At 63.3% G+C, this 16,639-nt stretch carries 14 protein-coding genes; 3 read left to right on the forward strand and 11 right to left on the reverse strand.

What is annotated here, in order from left to right:
• Nucleotides 1-230 precede the first annotated feature (230 nt).
• A complete protein-coding gene (locus tag ACFPB1_RS11785; RefSeq protein ID WP_379225346.1) occupies nt 231-3,035 on the reverse strand; it encodes a calcium-translocating P-type ATPase, SERCA-type in 2,805 nt (934 codons plus the stop codon).
• A gap of 158 nt (nt 3,036-3,193) precedes the next feature.
• On the opposite strand from ACFPB1_RS11785, the gene ACFPB1_RS11790 reads away from it, so the two are divergent.
• Nucleotides 3,194-5,044 carry an Rqc2 family fibronectin-binding protein gene (locus ACFPB1_RS11790; protein WP_379225348.1) on the forward strand — a complete coding sequence of 617 codons (1,851 nt, stop codon included), beginning with the start codon at nt 3,194-3,196 and terminating at the stop codon, nt 5,042-5,044.
• A gap of 200 nt (nt 5,045-5,244) precedes the next feature.
• On the opposite strand, the gene ACFPB1_RS11795 is transcribed toward ACFPB1_RS11790, so the two are convergent.
• The 9 genes from ACFPB1_RS11795 to ACFPB1_RS11835 form a co-directional block, all read right to left on the reverse strand.
• Complete coding sequence (locus ACFPB1_RS11795; protein WP_379225350.1) at nt 5,245-6,102, reverse strand: PHP domain-containing protein; 858 nt, start codon at nt 6,100-6,102, stop codon at nt 5,245-5,247.
• A complete protein-coding gene (locus tag ACFPB1_RS11800; RefSeq protein ID WP_379225352.1) occupies nt 6,093-7,004 on the reverse strand; it encodes a selenium metabolism-associated LysR family transcriptional regulator in 912 nt (303 codons plus the stop codon). Before ACFPB1_RS11800 ends, ACFPB1_RS11795 begins: the two co-directional genes overlap by 10 nt.
• 154 nt (nt 7,005-7,158) lie before the next feature.
• Nucleotides 7,159-7,596, reverse strand: coding sequence for a hypothetical protein (locus ACFPB1_RS11805; RefSeq protein WP_379225354.1), 438 nt, complete (start codon nt 7,594-7,596; stop codon nt 7,159-7,161).
• Between the two features lie 182 nt (nt 7,597-7,778).
• Nucleotides 7,779-8,042 carry a YlbG family protein gene (locus ACFPB1_RS11810; RefSeq protein WP_379225356.1) on the reverse strand — a complete coding sequence of 88 codons (264 nt, stop codon included), beginning with the start codon at nt 8,040-8,042 and terminating at the stop codon, nt 7,779-7,781.
• Nucleotides 8,043-8,080: 38 nt separating this feature from the next.
• Nucleotides 8,081-8,506, reverse strand: coding sequence for a YlbF family regulator (locus ACFPB1_RS11815; RefSeq protein WP_379225613.1), 426 nt, complete (start codon nt 8,504-8,506; stop codon nt 8,081-8,083).
• 197 nt (nt 8,507-8,703) lie between these two features.
• The gene (locus ACFPB1_RS11820; protein WP_379225358.1) at nt 8,704-10,590 is read right to left on the reverse strand and encodes a hypothetical protein; all 1,887 of its coding nucleotides are present in this window, start codon (nt 10,588-10,590) and stop codon (nt 8,704-8,706) included.
• Nucleotides 10,587-12,317: a DNA repair helicase XPB gene (locus ACFPB1_RS11825; protein WP_379225360.1), complete on the reverse strand. Its 1,731-nt coding sequence runs from the start codon at nt 12,315-12,317 to the stop codon at nt 10,587-10,589. Before ACFPB1_RS11825 ends, ACFPB1_RS11820 begins: the two co-directional genes overlap by 4 nt.
• A gap of 184 nt (nt 12,318-12,501) precedes the next feature.
• Nucleotides 12,502-12,945 carry a CBS domain-containing protein gene (locus ACFPB1_RS11830; RefSeq protein WP_379225363.1) on the reverse strand — a complete coding sequence of 148 codons (444 nt, stop codon included), beginning with the start codon at nt 12,943-12,945 and terminating at the stop codon, nt 12,502-12,504.
• A gap of 116 nt (nt 12,946-13,061) precedes the next feature.
• A complete protein-coding gene (locus ACFPB1_RS11835) occupies nt 13,062-14,264 on the reverse strand; it encodes a M20 family metallopeptidase (RefSeq protein WP_379225615.1) in 1,203 nt (400 codons plus the stop codon).
• Nucleotides 14,265-14,491: 227 nt separating this feature from the next.
• Here ACFPB1_RS11835 and ACFPB1_RS11840 point away from each other — a divergent pair, with 227 nt between their 5' ends.
• Nucleotides 14,492-14,836, forward strand: a complete 345-nt coding sequence (locus ACFPB1_RS11840) for a YugN family protein (protein ID WP_379225365.1) — start codon at nt 14,492-14,494, stop codon at nt 14,834-14,836.
• Between the two features lie 18 nt (nt 14,837-14,854).
• Nucleotides 14,855-16,024, forward strand: a complete 1,170-nt coding sequence (gene ftsW, locus ACFPB1_RS11845; RefSeq protein WP_379225367.1) for a putative lipid II flippase FtsW — start codon at nt 14,855-14,857, stop codon at nt 16,022-16,024.
• 51 nt (nt 16,025-16,075) lie between these two features.
• Here the strand turns inward: ftsW and ACFPB1_RS11850 are convergent, their stop codons facing one another.
• Complete coding sequence (locus tag ACFPB1_RS11850; protein ID WP_379225369.1) at nt 16,076-16,468, reverse strand: Asp23/Gls24 family envelope stress response protein; 393 nt, start codon at nt 16,466-16,468, stop codon at nt 16,076-16,078.
• Nucleotides 16,469-16,639 lie beyond the last annotated feature (171 nt).

Here is a 16,639-nt window from a genome sequence, read left to right on the forward strand (position 1 = left end):
TGCCGTAAGCTTCCTTCAGATTCCGCCTCGCGGCGGACACCCTTGCTTTTGGCTAACGGTAGGCGTTCGCCAGCCCCCGTTCGGGACTTTCACCCTAGAGATGACGCCCATGCTGGGCGTACACGCCGGCGAGGCCGCCGAGATTAGCCCGGCGGCCTCGCTGATTCTAGGAAATGCTTCTTTAAAATGCTGCCAGGAACGGCTTCCGTACATCCGCCGCGCCGGTGAACTTACCGCATGGCCGGCTTCTGTCCGCCGAGCTGCATGCCGGTTTTTTTCTTCTTTTTCTTCTTGTCCGACGTGCCGAGCACGCTGCCGATGCCCATGAAGAACGTCGGTACGCCGGCGGCGACGATGACGAGGCACCAGTCGCGCAGCCCAAGCGGCACGGTCTTGAAGATCGGCTGCAGCGCCGGGACGTACAGCACGGCCGCCATGAGCGCGACGGAGGACAGCACCGCGAAGAGCAAATATTTGTTCTGCAGCAGGTTGCGGTGGAAGATCGAGCGCGAGCTGCGGCAGTCGAACACGTGAATTAGCTGCGCCATGACCAACGTGGCGAACGCGACCGTCTGCGCGTGGATCAGGTTTTGCGGATCGCCCGGCTTGACGCGGAGCGTGATCCAGAACGCCAGCAGCGTGCACACGCCGATCAGAATGCCGCGGCTGATGATTTTCCAGCCCAGCCGGCGGGCGAAAATGTTTTCCTTCGCGGAACGCGGCTTCTGCTGCATGAGGTCCTTCTCCGCCTGGTCGACGCCGAGCGCCATGGCCGGCAAGCCGTCCGTCACGAGGTTGACCCACAGGATCTGGATCGGCACGAGCGGCAGCGGGAGACCGGCCATCATCGCCAGGAACATCGTCAAGATTTCGCCGACGTTGGACGCGAGCAGATACCGGATGAACTTGCGGATATTCTCGTAAATGCCGCGGCCTTCCTCGATCGCGGACACGATACTGGAGAAGTTGTCGTCGCTCAGCACGAGCGACGACGCTTCCTTCGATACGTCGGTGCCCGTGATGCCCATCGCGATGCCGATATCGGCCGCCTTGATCGCCGGCGCGTCGTTGACGCCGTCGCCCGTCATCGCCACGACGTGTCCCTTGCGCTGCAGCGCCTTGACGATACGAAGCTTATGCTCCGGCGAGACGCGGGCATAGACGAAAATATTGTCCGCGAGCCGGTCGAGCTGCTCCTCCGACATCTCGTTCAGCTGCTTGCCGCTGACCGCGATCCCCCCGCGCGGCATAATGCCCAGCTGCACCGCGATCGCCTCCGCCGTCAGCTGGTGGTCGCCGGTGATCATGACCGTCTTGATGCCCGCGCGGCGGCAGTTCGCGATCGCGTCCTTCACTTCGCGGCGCGGCGGGTCGATCATGCCCGACAGCCCGACGAAGATCAGCTGGTTCTCGACGTCGGAATCCACCTCCGACGCGTCGTGCGTGCGCAGCTCGCGGTACGCGAAGCCGAGCACCCGCAGCGCGCCGGCGGCGAGGCCTTCCGCCGCTTCGCTCACCTTCTGCTTGAGCGTGGCCGTGAACGGCACGACTTTGCCGTCCCAGAGCATGTACATGCACTGGTTCATCAGCACGTCCGGCGCGCCCTTCGTGCAGATCAGCCGTCCGCCCTGATGATGGACGAGCACGGACATCCGCTTGCGGTCCGAGTCGAACGGATACTCCTTGACGCGCTTGTACAGCCCTTCCATCGATTTGGCCGAGACGCCTAGCTTGGAGGCCAGCACCGTGAGCGCGCCTTCCGTCGGATCGCCCTTCAGCACCCATTCGTCCTGGACGACAGTCCCTTTGCCTTTCCTGCGCTTCGCCGCTTCCGGCTCCTCGCCGAGCTTCGTGACCGTCGCGTTGTTGCACAGCGCCGCGATCTGGAGCAGCCGGCGGAGCGACTGGTCGTGCTTGATGTCGACCGGCTTGCCGCCCTCGAGGCAGCTGCCCGTCGGCTCGTAGCCTTCGCCCGTGACGTCCAACTTCCGGCCGCCGATCCACAGCTGCGTGACCGTCATTTTGTTCTGCGTCAGCGTGCCCGTCTTATCGGAGCAGATGACGGACGCGCAGCCGAGCGTCTCGACGGACGGGAGCTTGCGCACGATCGCGCGCCGCTTGATCATGCGCTGCACGCCGAGCGCGAGCGCGATGGTGACGATGGCCGGCAGGCCTTCCGGGATGGCGGCGACGGCGAGGCTCACGCCGGCCAGAAACATTTCGTAGGCGGGCTGGCCGTGCAGGATGCCCGCGGCGACAACCAGGACCGTCAAGGCGAGCGCGACGATGATGAGGATTTTTCCGAGCTGCTCGAGCCGGTGCTGCAGCGGCGTCTCCATCGATTCCGTCTGCTGGATAAGGTTCGCGATTTTGCCCATTTCCGTGTTCATGCCCGTCCGGACGACGATGCCTTTGGCCGTGCCGCGGGTGATCATCGTCCCCATGAAGCCGATGTTGCGCATATCCCCGAGCGGCAGGTCCGCCGTCTTGATCGGGTCGCAATGCTTGCCGACCGGCACCGATTCCCCGGTAAGCGCCGATTCCTCCGCGTAACAGCTGTTCGTTTCGATAAACCGGATATCGGCCGGCACCCGGTCGCCGCTCTCGAGCTCCACGACGTCTCCCGGCACGAGCTCACTCGCCGGCACGACGACGACTTCTCCGTTCCGCAGCGCCTTGGCCATCGGAGCGGATAAGGCTTTAAGCGCGCGCAGCGATTTTTCCGCCCGGAATTCCTGCACGAATCCGAGTACGGCGTTCAAGATGATGATCGCAATGATCGTGATGGCGTCCAAGTATTCGCCGAGCAGCCCCGAGATCAGCGTCGCCCCCATGAGCACCAGCACCATGAAATCTTTGAACTGGCCGAGAAACAACTTCAGCGGCGATGTTTTTTTGCCCTCCGACAGCTCGTTGCGACCCGCGCGGGCCAGCCGTTCCGCCGCCGCTTCCGGCGTCAGCCCCGCATCCAAATTCGCGTCAAGCGCTTTGGCCAGCTCGGCCGTTGCCAGCCCATGCCACATTCCCTGTTCCATTGCTCCGACTCCCTTCCGATACTTGCCGCCTGACGGACAGCCTCTATGGCCTAAATGTATTCGGACAACCCGCAAAATATCCCAGCGGGGCTTAAGTTTTTGGTCCGGTTATGGCATGATAGGGAAGATGACTCAGAAGCAAAGGGGATTATTGCATCATGGCCTTAGACGGTATCGTCACCCGCGCGGTCGCCGACGAGCTGCAAGCTTGCGTCGGCGCGCGCATTCATAAAATACACCAGCCTTCGCCGCACGACCTCGTGCTGCAAATCCGGGGCGGCGGCGCGCAGGGCCGCCTGCTGCTCTCGGCAAACCCGACGTACCCGCGCGTCCATTGGTCGGAGCAATCGTTCGTCAACCCGCTGGAAGCGCCGATGTTCTGCATGCTGATACGCAAATATTGTGAAGGGGCGGTCATCGAGGCGGTCCGCCAGGTCGGCAGCGAACGGGTGCTGCACCTCGACGTCCGCAAGCGGGACGAGCTCGGCGATACGTTCCAGAAACGCATCGTCGTCGAGCTGATGGGCCGGCACAGCAACATCATTCTGCTCGACGCCGGGACGGAGACGATCCACGACGGCATCCATCACGTCACGCCGTCCATCAGCAGCTACCGCGTCGTCATGCCCGGCACCGCCTACGTCGCCCCGCCGGAGCAGGGCAAGCGCGATCCGTTCGCGGTTCAGGACGAAGCCGCGTTCGCGGACGCGCTGCGCGCGGCCGGCGAGCTGCTGCTGCACCCGCCCGTTCCGGACGAGGACAGCATCCATTTCGGCACCGCGCCGAAGCCGGCCGCGCCCGAATCGCTCACGCCGGAGAAGCTAATCGTCGCGGCGTTCAGCGGCCTCAGCCCGCTGCTGGCCCGGGAGATCGTCTTCCGCGGCGCCGCGGGCGTCGTTCTGCCGAACGGCCTTGACCGGCTGGACGCGGCGGTCAAGACGGTGTGGCCGGCGTTCCGCGACATGATGGACGGCTTCCGGGCGCGGAGGTACGAGCCGCAGATCGTCGCGCCGGCAGGCGGCAGCGGCGGCAAACCCGCGTTCTCGGTGACGGCGCTCATGCATCTGAACGGGGAACGGTCGGCGTTCGCATCGGTCAGCGCCTGCCTGGAAGCCTTCTACGGCGACAAGGCGGAGCGGGACACGGTGAAGCAGCGCGTCACGGATCTGATCCGCTTCGTGCAGAACGAGCGGAGCAAGAACGAGAAGAAGGTGGAGAAGCTCGAGGAATCGCTGCGGGAAGCGCAGGAGGCCGACAAGTTCCGGATTTTGGGCGAGCTGCTCACGGCCAACCTGCATTTGATCAAGCGCGGCGACGACGCCGTGGAGCTCGTCAACTATTACGAAGACGAGATGCCGAGCGTCACCGTGCCCCTCGATCCGCAGCTGACGCCGTCGCAGAACGCGCAGCGCCTGTTCAAGAAATACGCGAAATTCCGCAACAGCCAAACGTACGTGGCCGAGCAGATCGACCGCGCCCGGGAGGAAATCGCGTATCTCGCCGCGCTGCTGCAGCAGCTAGACAGCGCGTCCCTGGCGGACATCGAAGAAATCCGCGATGAGCTCGCGGAGGAGGGCTACATGAGGCAGCGCGAGAAGCGCGGCGCGAAGCGGAAGAAGCCGAAGCAGCCCGCCTTGCTCTGCTACACATCCTCGGAGGGCCATACGATCTACGTCGGGAAGAACAACACGCAGAACGATTTCCTGACGAACAAGCTCGCCGGTCCGAACGACACGTGGCTGCACACGAAGGATATTCCGGGCTCGCACGTCGTCATCCGCGGCAGCGGCTTCGGCGACCAAACGCTCGAGGAGGCGGCCATGCTGGCGGCCCAATTCAGCCAAGCCCGCTCCTCCTCCATGGTGCCCGTCGACTACACGCTCGTCCGGCACGTGAAGAAGCCGAGCGGCGCCAAGCCGGGCTTCGTCATCTACGACCATCAAAAAACGCTGTTCATCACTCCGGATGAACAGCGTCTGAAAGAACTGCCTTCGCACATCAAAGCGTAACGGCGGCAGGGGAGTCTCGGCGGCGCGCTGCCCGGCATGGCCGCTCGCCGGCGAACCGGCCGTCGCCGGCGAGCCGCGGAATCGCCGTCACAGGAACAGGCGATCGCCAACTTCCGGCCAACCCGATCAAAGCGCTAACCCTACAACTGACGACAGCCCCTGACGGCACGCCGCATTCCTACCCGGAAGACGGCGTGCCGTCAGCTTTTGTCCCGCTGTGCCGGGTTCAACCGTTCGAGCACCGAGACGTCGACGGTCCGGCTGCCGATCTCCCCGTGGAAGACGACGCCCTGCCGCTCGCCGTGGAAATCCGAGCCTCCGGTCGCGATCAGGCCGTACCGCTCGGCCATCGCCAAGTAGCGCGCTTCGGCGGCGGCGTCGTGATCGGGATGGAAGACTTCGATGCCTTGCGCGCCCTGGGCGATGATCGCTTCTACCAGCGCGTCGTTGCGGTACAAGCCGGGATGCGCGATGACGCTCGTCCCGCCCGCTTCGCGGATCCACGCCAGCGCTTCGAACGGATGGAGCCGCGGCGGATTGGCGTAGGCAGCCCCGTCCTGACCGAGATATCGGTCGAACGCCTCCTGCATGGAGCGGACATAGCCCTTCTTGACGAGGACGGCGGCGATATGCGGCCGGCCCATGGAGCCCCCGTCCTTGCCCTGCGCTCTGGCTTCCGCCTCTACCTCTTCCCAGGCGATAGGAAGGCCGAGCTCGGTGAGCTTCCCGAGAATAAGCCCGTTGCGCTGCTCGCGGAGCGTCAGCAGACGGCTCAGCTTCGTCCGCCACCCGGCGTCGTTCCAATCCATGTAATACCCCAGCACGTGCACGTCGATGCCTTCCGCGACGGTGCTGATCTCGACGCCGGGGACGACCGTCACGCCGAGCCGCTCGCCGGCTTCCAGCGCTTCGGCGATGCCGTCGACCGTGTCGTGATCGGTAATGGCGACGGCCGCAAGCCCGTTCGCCTTCGCCCGGGCCACGTTGTCCGCCGGACGATGGAAGCCGTCGGAGGCCGTCGTGTGCGTATGCAAGTCCGCTCTTCCGTTCATAGCCATTGCTGCAGATCCCTCTCTCTCAGAAAAGTCAGGAACGTCACGGCCGATATCGGCAGCAGCGCTGATTTTAAGAAGATCGAATAAAATTGGCGCTTAAAATGGACGCCGCGGATCGGAATCGTCTGGATGAGCCCGAGCGCGACTTCGTGCTTGACCGACGAGGCGGATACGAACGACAGGCCCAGCCCCGCCTCGACCGCCGATTTGACGGCGCCCGTGCTGCCGAGCTCCATCACGATCTTCATGTCGGCGACGCTGATCTGCTTCGCCCGGAGCTGCTCCTCCATGACGAGGCGAGTCCCGGAGCCCTGCTCCCGCAGCACGATCGGATACTTCATCACGTCTTCGAGTTCGACCTCCCGCGAGCCGGCCAGCGGATGCGCCTTGCCGACGATCAGCTTCAGCTCGTCGCTCATGACCGCTTCCATATGCATATCCGGGTGATTGACGGGCGCCTCGATCAGGCCGAAGTTCAGCTGATGGTTGACGATCTCCTCCATGATTTGCGCCGTGTTCATCACTTTCATGCTGATCGCGATATGCGGGAACTCCTGGCCGAACGGGCCGAGCAGCCTCGGCAGGATGTACTCGCCGATCGTCAGGCTCGCGCCGAGCTGGAGCCGGCCCTTGAGCTGCTTCGTGAACTTGGACATCTGCAGATCGGTTTCGCGGATCAAATCGATGCTCCGCTGGGCGAATGGCATGAGCGCCCTGCCCGCTTCCGTCAGCTCGATCCGCTTGGTCGAGCGTTGAAGGAGCTTCGTGCCGAAGTAGTCCTCGAGCGACTGCACCTGCATCGTCACCGCCGGCTGCGTCATGTGAAGCGCTTGCGCGGCCGCGGAGAAGCTGCCCCGGTCCGCCACGGTGTAGAAAATATGCAGCTGATGAAAATTTAGCGCCATGACGGGCACCCTCCCTGTCTCTGTCGGTTGTCTGTCCACTATTATACATGAATCGCGCCGCAAATCCTCGCGCCGGCGCAGAAAAAGCACGAGCCGCTGCAGCCCGTGCTTGTACGTCGCACCTCGTCCGGGTCCGCGCTGGGCGCGTTCCGGTTTACTTGCGTTTTCGGCTATTCTTGATTAACGTCATTCGCCGGGAATGACGCAGCCAGGAATAATACGATTTCAAATCACGTAGTTCTATAGTCTCAGACATTCTTCCGAGAAACGTCACGACGATCATCTTGTGCAGCGGATTGCCGGCAAGATCCGTTTCTTTCTCCAGCACGGCGAATTCGGCCACGAACACCAGATCGTCGTCGATCAGATAGACGTCTTGTTCGTTTCGGTAATAGGGTTCGATGCGCCCTTGCTTCAAGCACTGCCACATGAAATCCGCAATGTCCTCGAACCCGGTGCGCTCGTTTTCGACGCGGTCGGCCCAACGGCTTTTGGCGTGGTTGGTGATGACAATGTCCGCCACCTTCTTATCGCCCAATACGACATGAAAGGACTCGTACGTATTCCAACGCTCCGTCATCTTGTCTTTCATTTCGCGATCCACCCCTCCCCAGAAGTAGGCCTTAATATCTATATGTACTTTCCATAATATTGTAGCATGCATGTCCGATATTTCAACATAAAAATAAAGACGCCCCATATTTGGCTATTTCTGGATGAAACGACGATACAAAAAGGCCCCCTGCTCCGAAAGAACCGGCCGGGGGCCTGCGACTATAAGCTGTAAAAACGGGTTTTGTCAGGTACGCCCTGCGTGTACTCCGTTTTTATTTCGTTGCGGTACGAGCGCTCGATGCGCTTCACGTAGGGCAGGCGCCCCATGTTGCGCACGACCTCGTCCGCCCGGTCCGCGTTCATGTACATGACGACGTAATGCATTTTGCGCGACATATAATGGACCGTCCCGTATTTCTCCAACGAACGGGCCGCTTTAAGATCGCTGACCCATACGATGTAACCCACGCGTTCCGAAAACATGACTGCCCCCCGCTTTCTCCTCTGTCCGTTTGCTTCTCTTACCCGCAGCCTCCGCTGCCGCAGCTGCACGAACCGCCGCCGCCGCAGCCGCCGCCCTTCGGAAACGGATCGTTGCTCGGCACCTTGATCGTGTCCGATACCGCGCCTGCGATCTGCGCCGCGACGTCGTGCAGCAGGTCGTCCACCGCCTGCTCGGCCGCCTTGAAGCGGACGACAGAGTCGATCCCGTTCAGCTCGCGCTGCACGGCCTGCACGTTGTCCTTCGCGGCGTTGTAATCCGGATGGAAACGTCCGAACCGCTCGCACTCCTCGAACTGTTCCTTTGCCTTGGCGAACTTCTTCACCAGCCCGCGCACCTGTTCGTCTCTGTCGACGACGGATTTCCAATATGCGTATTCGGCGACTTCCGCCGATTGGTTGATCAAATCGCCTATTTCGTAGGCGCTCAACAGCAGCTGCCCCATATCGAGCGATGCCGAACCGCTGCTCTCGTGCGAATCGAAAGATTCGTAGAGCGGCAAATTCAATTCGGGCGCTCCGGGGTCCGATAACGGCAAGGTTTCCATTATTCCCGCCCCCTCTTGGATCGATAGGCGTAAGCCTTACAGGTATCATACCATACCCCGGCCGGAAAAAGGTAGAGCGGACTGGGAAAACACGGCTATCGGCCGCCGAGCGGGGGCGGCAGCAGGAGCATCATTTCCTCCCACATGTCGGGATATAGCATCGTGACCGCATGCGGTTCCTCCGCGTCAGGCCGGTAGCCGGCGACGGCCCAGCCGCCCGCCTCATCGACGATCCGTTCGGGAATGAACGGCGTCGCGACGCCTTCGCAATTCAGTCTCACCGTCGTCCGCCAATTTAATGCCTGCTCCAACAGTTCCCTGCGCGTCGAATGGTGATAGGCTCTGAACTGCTTCAGCCACATGGAAGGCACCTCGTCGATGCCGGCGAACAGCTGCTTCACGGACGGGCGATCGTGCAGCAGCTCGTAGCCGCCGGCTTCGGGGGGCGGATATACGTAAGCAGCGCTTAGGGGCTCGCCGGCATGATAAGCGGGCTCGCGGGCCGACGGAGCGGTTCCGGCGGGCAGGGCGGCTTCGGTGCGCGCGGCTCCCGCGTCCCAGCGCGCCTCGCGAGACATCGCCGAAGCATCGTCTCCCGGCGTGCCCGCCGATCCGGGCTGGGCCCCCATGCCCGACCGGATCATCGCGCGGACCGTGTCCGGCAGCGGTTCGCCCGTCATCGCCTCCACGGAGGCGGCCAGCGAATCCGCCGAATGACCGGCTGCGGCCGCGCGGACATAACCGCGCGCCTCCAGACGGTACGCCGTCGTATGATCGGCGCGCCTCCGTTCCGCGATCCGTTCCAGCTGCCAGCGGACGGAATACGGACAATCCTCGTACACGAACAGTTCCCCGTCCGGCGTCAGCTGCACCGGCGGCGGGCCGAACGCCGGCTCGGCCGGCACCGCTTCGTCTTCCCGCAGCGGCGCATCCGCGAGCCCCCGCGGGTCGAGGCGCCACCGGATCGCGGGCTCGCCGCTGCCGTCGGCCGCGAGCTCGAGCCAGCCCAGCTGCCGGAGCAGCCGGCACCACGGCTCGATCGCGGAAGGCAGCGGCCTAGCCAGCAGCGCCTGTCCGGCCGCGTACGACGCGTCGACGTCGCGCAGCCGGAACCATTTGCCGGCTTCCAGCGCCGCCAGCGCCGCCGCGCCGGCCGACGCCGCCGCGTTCTGCGCCGCGATCGCCTCTGCCAGGGTCCGGCACAACGCCGCTTCCCGGGCCGCGGCGTCCTGGCGCAGCCACGCCTTCCAAGCCGCGTCGTCACGCGCGAGCGACTGCCCGTTCCGGACGAGCCAGCCCTGCCGCGCCATCGTCTCCAGCGCGAGCAGTACGCCGGCCGGATACGTCCCCGCCTCCGCTCCGGCAGGCTGCGGCAGCAGCGGCGCAAGCGCCTCGCCCCGGACATGCAGCTGCTCGGCGGCTTTCGCGATCGTGCGCTTGGCCAGCACGCCTTTGACCGTCAGCTTCAGTCCGGCGTCCGCCATCGCCGCCATGGCGTACAGCAGCTGCAGGCTGAACGGCGGGATGTAGCCTTCGTCGTCGATCGGCAGTACGAATAGGGGATCGACCTCTGCCGGCTGCGGACGCCCACTTCGCGCGGACCGGATCGCACGGTGCCAGACGAAGAAGCTGTCCGCCGGCAGGACGTACAGCTTCTCGCCCCAGCCCCGGCGGACGGCGAATACGATCCCGGCTTCCGCGAGACGCAGCAGCCCGAGCCGCAGGTCGGCGCCGGCGGCGATGCCCCGACGGGCGGCCTGCAGCAGCTGCTCCTCCTGGAACGGCACCGGCCCGAAGCCGGTCAAAATTAGCTCGAGCGTCAAGGCCGCTTCCTCCGGCAAGCGGGTCCAAGCCGCCCGCGCGCAGTCCGGCTTCAAGAGCGCCTCCGGCCATGGCGCCGCCAGCCCGGCCCATGCCGCATGCCCGCGCAGCAGCCCGGCCTGATCTTCCGTCAGCTTCGCCGCGATTTCATGCGCCTTCACCGCGCCGCCCCCCGGTTCAATTTCGCTCCCCTATCCGGCAGGCGGCTCTGCAGGTCGCGCCATTCCGCCAGCTCGTACCGGTAGCCCTGCTCGAGCAGGAACAGCTGCCGCCGGCTCGCATACTCCGTCTCCTTCGTCCCTTGCGTGACCACGGTGTAGAACCAGGCTTCGTTCTCGCCTGCCTTCGGCCGCAGCACGCGGCCGATCCGCTGCGCCTCCTCCTGCCGGGAGCCGTAGCTCCCCGACACTTGAATCGCGACCGCCGCTTCCGGCAGGTCGACGGCGAAGTTGGCGACCTTCGACACGACGAGCACCGGAATGTCGCCGGACTTGAAGCGGGCGTACAGCGCCGTCCGCTCCTCGTGCGGCAGCTCGCCCGTCAGGACGGGCGCGTCCAGCGCTTCCGCCAGCCGGTGCAGCTGGGTCAAATATTGGCCGATCACGAGCGCCTGCTTCCCCGCGTGAAGCTCGAGCAGCCCGCGCACGACGTCGATTTTGTCTTCGTTTTCGCCGGCAATGCGAATCTTCGCCTTCTCGTCTGCCGCCACGTAGGCCTCCATCTCGCGGTTCGCCAGCGGCACCCGCACCTCCGTGCAGGTCAAGGACGCGATCCAGTTCCGCGCCTCCAGCGTCTTCCACGGCAGGTCGAACCGCTTCGGGCCGATCAGGGAGAAAACATCCTCTTCCCGCCCGTCCTCGCGCACGAGTGTGGCCGTCAATCCCAGCCGCCGCGTCGCCTGCAAGTCCGCCGTCATCCGGAATACGGGCGCAGGCAGCAGATGCACCTCGTCGTAGATGATGAGTCCCCAGTTGCGCTGCCCGAACAGCCGCATATGCGCATATTCGTCGCTCCTATGGCGGCGGCTCGTCAAAATCTGGTACGTCGCGATCGTAACCGGGCGAACTTCCTTGGACGAGGCGGCGTACGTGCCGATCTCGTCTTCCCGGAGCGACGTCTTGTCGAGCAGCTCGGCCTTCCATTGATGGACGGAGGTCACGTTCGACGTCAGGATCAGCGTGTCGCACCGCAGCCGCGCGAGCGCCGCGATGCCGATAACCGTCTTGCCCGCGCCGCAGGGCAGCACGAGCACGCCGCTTCCGCCGTACGCCTGCCCTTCGCGGTAAAACAAATTGACCGCCCGTTCCTGGTAGTCGCGCAGCCGGAACGGCCGCCCGCCGGCCGTCTTCGCCCGCAGCCCGACGTCCAGCGCCTCGCCGTGCCGGTAGCCAGCCATGTCCAGCACCGGATAGCCGAGCCGGATCAGTTCCTGCTTCAGCAGGCCGCGCGCCTCCGGCTTGACGCTGCGCCGGCCTTCCGCCTGCTCCTCCGGCCGCAGGGCGGCGGCCACGGCCGCGTATTTGCCCAGCTCGGCGAGCAGCTCCTCTTGGCCAAGCAGCAGCAGGCGGCCGTCCGGCGTCTGCTCCAGCAGCAGCTTGCCGTACCGGTCGCCTACCTTGCGGACCGTGCCGACGACCTGCAGCGGCAGGTCGAACGTACTGTACGCGGCGAGCGCGCGCAGCACGTCGTCCGGCGTCATGCCCGCCGAAGCGGCGTTCCACAGCGACATCGGCGAGATCCGGTACGTATGGATATGGCCCGGACGCTTGATCAGATCCGCGAACCGGTTCAACTGCTCGCGCGCCGCGTCCGCCTGTTCGTGCCGATCGTCCAGCAGCACCGTCATATCCGCCTGCACGCATAACGGGCCGCGCTCTTGTTTCAACATATTTCCAGCTCCCGCATGTAAAGTCACCAGTCAGTATGAAGAAAATGCGCTGCTTTTATGCATCGGCCGCCCGCTTCCGGCCTTCCGCGCGCACGAAAAAACGCAACCCCGAGGGGATTGCGTTTCGATTTTACTTTACTTTCGACTATACTTTCGACTTTACTTTTTTTCCGTGCCACAGCGCTTAATGATAAGCGTGCGTTTCGCTCGCGCCTTGCTCGGAAATGCTGCTGAGCGCTTCTCCGGCTTCGTCCACGAAAATTTCGCGGACCGCCAAATCGCCGATGGACACGATCCCGACCAGATTGCCGTTCTCGACGACCGGCAGCCGGCGGATCTGATGGCTGGCCATGATCCTTGCCGCTTCGTCGCCCGAGGTGCCCGCGTCGATCGTCTTCACGTCGTCCGTCATCACTTCCGAGACCGCGGTCGAGCCGGAATGCTTCTCCGCGTACCCGCGAATGACCAAGTCCCGGTCTGTTACGATGCCGATCAGCTTCTGGCCTTCCACGATCGGCACGAAGCCGATATCGTGATCCTTCATCAATACCGCCAATTCGTACACGTTATCCTTCGTCGTTGCCGTTACGCAATCCGTCGACATCAATTCCTTGACTATACGTGACATCGTCGCATGCCTCCCCTTGGTTCGTTACTTGCGTCCCTTAGGTTGGCCCCTTCCGGATGCCGCCATGCGCCGCGCTTCCCGTCAACTGTTGCCATTCGGCGCCGCCGGGCGCCGGGTCACACCGATGCGGAGGTCTTGCCCGACAAGGCTTCCGACGCGAAATCCTCCGCCATCGCGATCATCAGCTTGGCCGCCTGCAGCATGGCCCGCTCGTCGATGTCGAACCGCGGGTGATGATGCGGATACGTCGCGCCGCAGTCCGGATTGCCCGCCCCGACGAACATGAAGCAGCCCGGCACTTCGCGCAAGTAATACGTGAAATCCTCGCCCGCCATAATCAGCGTCGATTCCTGCACGGCCTCCTGCCCGAACGTCTCGGCCGCAACCTTGAAGAACCGCTCCGCCTCCCTGGTGTCGTTCACGACCGTCGGATATCCGTCGCGGTATTCCAGCGAAGCGCTCGCGCCGTACATCGCGGCCGTCTGGCCGACGATCGCCTCCAGCCGTTCCTTCGCCAAGGCGCGGACGTCCTCCGAGAACGAACGCACCGTGCCGGTCAGCCGGCAGCGCTCGGCGATGACGTTGGCCGTCGTGCCCGCGTGGAACGAGCCGACCGTCACGACCGCCGGGTCGAGTGGATTAACGCTCCGGCTGACGATCGTCTGCATCGCCTGCACCATCGCGGCGCCGACGACGACGGCGTCGATCGTCTCGTGCGGCAGCGCGCCGTGGCCGCCTTTGCCCGCGATGTCGATATAGATCTCGTCCGGCGCGGCCATGAACGGGCCGGACCGGGTCGCGACGACGCCGTAAGGCAGCGGCGTCCACAGATGCACGCCGTAGACGGCGTCCACGCCTTCGATCGCGCCGTCCGCGATCATGCCGACGGCGCCGCCCGGCGACACCTCTTCGGCCGGCTGGAACAGGAAGCGCCGCTCGCCGGCGAAGCCGTCCCGGTTCGCCTGATAGAACGCGACGATCGCGAGCATCGTCGCGGTATGCGCGTCATGGCCGCAGGCGTGCATGACCCCGGGCACCTGCGAAGCGTAATCGGTCCTTTTATCGTCCTGGATCGGCAGCGCGTCGATGTCCGCCCGCAGCGCGACGACCGGCCCCGGCCGTTCCCCGCGGACGGTGGCCACGATGCCGTAGCCGCCCACGCCTTCCCTGACTTCGCAGCCGATGCCGCGGAGCCGCTCCGCGATCCAGCGGGACGTTTCCCGCTCGTGGAACGACAATTCCGGATGCCGGTGCAGGTACCGGCGCGAGTCCACCATATTCGGATAAGCAGTTTGCAGCTGTGCATCCACCCTTGCCATTAAGCTCACGCTTACAAACCCCCTATTCATTCATTCGTTTGCGATCTCTCTATTGTAACAGAAGGCCGGAAGCGGAAGGAAGTTGTTTGTCCGCGAACGCGGCAATTTTTCGTAAAGCTGTCACTTTTGCCCGCGGAAGCCCGTTCGGCCAAGGCTTGCGCTACCCCATGAAAACGACTATCATAAATGAAGAATAAACCTGCTTTAAGTTTGAAGGAGGATCACCGATGATTATTGAGAATACGGGCTTAAACGGCATGAGCAGCGAACTCGCGCATCTCGACGAATCCGCGGAGAAGCTCGGTTTCGTACGCTGGCAATGGGAATATTACCGCGCGACGTACGACCTGAAGCTGGAGGACCGCGCCAACCACGAAGACTATTACTTGCGCTTCAACGCCCGCGCGATCGAGGGCAAGCTGGAATCCGCGCACGCCGTGCTGCAAGTGGAGTCCGTTTACATCGGACGGGCTACGTTCCCGCACGGGCTGGACTATGAATCGCCGATCCCGCAGCCGATTCTGAACGCGGCGTCGCAGCGCTTGCAAGAATTGAAGAAGCTGCTCGCCTAACGCGCGATGAGTCCACAAATGAAACCAAAGACGAACGGCCTGCGCGGCAGGCCGGATTTCTTGCTTCTCGTGCTCACCCTCCTGCTTGTCGGCTTCGGACTGATCATGGTCTTCAGTGCCAGCTCCAACACGGCGGTTATTTCTAAGAGCAACAATTTCGACGCCTTGTACTTCACGAAGCGCCAGCTTCTCTTCGCGGTGCTCGGTACGTTCAGCATGTTCGTCGCGATGAACATCCCCTATACGGCGTTCAAGAAAGGATTCGTCTTCTACTTCTTCCCCGTATTGATCATGCTCATCCTCGTCCCGTTCATCGGCAAAAGCCTAAACGGGGCGCGCAGCTGGTTCGGCATCGGCTCCCTCGGCATACAGCCGACGGAGTTCGCGAAGCTCGGCCTCGTGCTCTATCTGGGCTCGCTGATTGCCAAGAAAGGCGAGAAATTCAGGGATTTCAAGAAAGGACTCGTTCCCGTCTTTATCATCATCGCCGTCATTTGCGGACTCATCATGCTGCAGCCCGACCTTGGCGCCTGCATCGTCATCGCGGGCACGTCGCTCATCATCATCGTGGCCGGCGGAGCGAACCTGAAGCAGCTCTTCCTGTCCGGCGTGATCATCGCTTCCATCGTAGCCGCGCTCGTCAGCGTCTCGATGCTGCACGACCCGGACAGCTGGACGTATCGGATCAACCGGTTCACGGCGTTCATGGATCCGACCTCGGACATGCAGAATACGACATACCACTTGTCCCGCTCCCTCGAGGCGCTCGGCCACGGTGGGATCACGGGCGCCGGCTTCGGCCATAGCATCCAGAAGCTGCGGTACATGCCGTACCCGTACAGCGACTTTATCTTCTCCGTCATCGGAGAAGAGTTCGGCTTCATCGGCAGCCTGCTGTTCCTGCTCTTCTACTTATTCTTCATCTGGCGGGGCATGCTCGTGGCGATCCGATGTCCCGATCCTTACGGCACGATCGTCGGCGTCGGCATCGTCGCCTTGATCGCTGTGCAGGCGATCATCAACATCGGCGGCGTTACGGGCGCGATGCCGCTTACCGGCGTGACGCTGCCCTTCATCAGCCACGGCGGATCGTCCCTCATCGTCTGCTTGCTCGGCATGGGCGTGCTGCTCAGCATCTCCCGCGAGTACAATCGGCCGGTGCAGGAGAAGCCTTCCGGACGCAAATAAAAGTCGAAAAAGGCATGTCCGTCGCGGACATGCCTTTTTGGGCGTTTCGCCTTACTTGAGCCGAGCCGGCGCCTCTTGCTCCGCCGCCGCCATTTCCTCTTCCTTGAAGGCGACGCCTTCGACCTTGATGTTCACTTCCACGACGTTCAGCCCCGTCATGTTCGCAACCGCTTCGCGCACGTTTTCCTGCAGCTGCCGGCATACTTCCTGAATCGGAATGCCGTATTTCACGATAATCCGCAGATCGATCGCCGCTTCGAGCTGGCCGACTTCGACCGATACCCCTTTTTGCGCGTTCTTGCCGCTGAGACGTTTCGCAAGGCCTTCGGATATTCCCCCGGACATTGCAGCAATGCCAGGAGTTTCAAGCGCAGCCAAGCCTGCAATCGTGGCGACTACGTCGTCGGAGATACGAATGATGCCGGATTGAAGTTCTTCTGCCATGCCACTCACTCCTCGTTCACCAAATGCTTTCATGCTTTCATTGTAATGGAAGGCCACCCATGAAGCAAGGTATCCGGCCGGTCCGTTTCCAAGTTTACACAGGTGACTTTTTCCGCTATAGTGTTTACAGATTTCGATTTCCCTATATCCGCAGAACGAGGTGCCTGAACC

Source organism: Paenibacillus sp. GCM10023250, assembly GCF_042653205.1.
In the GTDB taxonomy this organism is placed as follows: domain Bacteria; phylum Bacillota; class Bacilli; order Paenibacillales; family Paenibacillaceae; genus Paenibacillus_Z.

Coding starts and splice junctions, on each gene's coding strand:
- ACFPB1_RS11815 (WP_379225613.1), bottom strand. CDS start 8,506: ATGGGGCAGCTGCTGTTGAGCGCCTACGAAATAGGCGATTTGATCAAC.
- ACFPB1_RS11835 (WP_379225615.1), bottom strand. CDS start 14,264: ATGGCAAGGGTGGATGCACAGCTGCAAACTGCTTATCCGAATATGGTG.
- ACFPB1_RS11810 (WP_379225356.1), bottom strand. CDS start 8,042: ATGTTTTCGGAACGCGTGGGTTACATCGTATGGGTCAGCGATCTTAAA.
- ACFPB1_RS11825 (WP_379225360.1), bottom strand. CDS start 12,317: ATGTTGAAACAAGAGCGCGGCCCGTTATGCGTGCAGGCGGATATGACG.
- ACFPB1_RS11795 (WP_379225350.1), bottom strand. CDS start 6,102: ATGGCTATGAACGGAAGAGCGGACTTGCATACGCACACGACGGCCTCC.
- ACFPB1_RS11840 (WP_379225365.1), top strand. CDS start 14,492: ATGATTATTGAGAATACGGGCTTAAACGGCATGAGCAGCGAACTCGCG.
- ACFPB1_RS11805 (WP_379225354.1), bottom strand. CDS start 7,596: ATGAAAGACAAGATGACGGAGCGTTGGAATACGTACGAGTCCTTTCAT.
- ACFPB1_RS11790 (WP_379225348.1), top strand. CDS start 3,194: ATGGCCTTAGACGGTATCGTCACCCGCGCGGTCGCCGACGAGCTGCAA.
- ACFPB1_RS11800 (WP_379225352.1), bottom strand. CDS start 7,004: ATGGCGCTAAATTTTCATCAGCTGCATATTTTCTACACCGTGGCGGAC.
- ftsW (WP_379225367.1), top strand. CDS start 14,855: ATGAAACCAAAGACGAACGGCCTGCGCGGCAGGCCGGATTTCTTGCTT.
- ACFPB1_RS11850 (WP_379225369.1), bottom strand. CDS start 16,468: ATGGCAGAAGAACTTCAATCCGGCATCATTCGTATCTCCGACGACGTA.
- ACFPB1_RS11830 (WP_379225363.1), bottom strand. CDS start 12,945: ATGTCACGTATAGTCAAGGAATTGATGTCGACGGATTGCGTAACGGCA.
- ACFPB1_RS11785 (WP_379225346.1), bottom strand. CDS start 3,035: ATGGAACAGGGAATGTGGCATGGGCTGGCAACGGCCGAGCTGGCCAAA.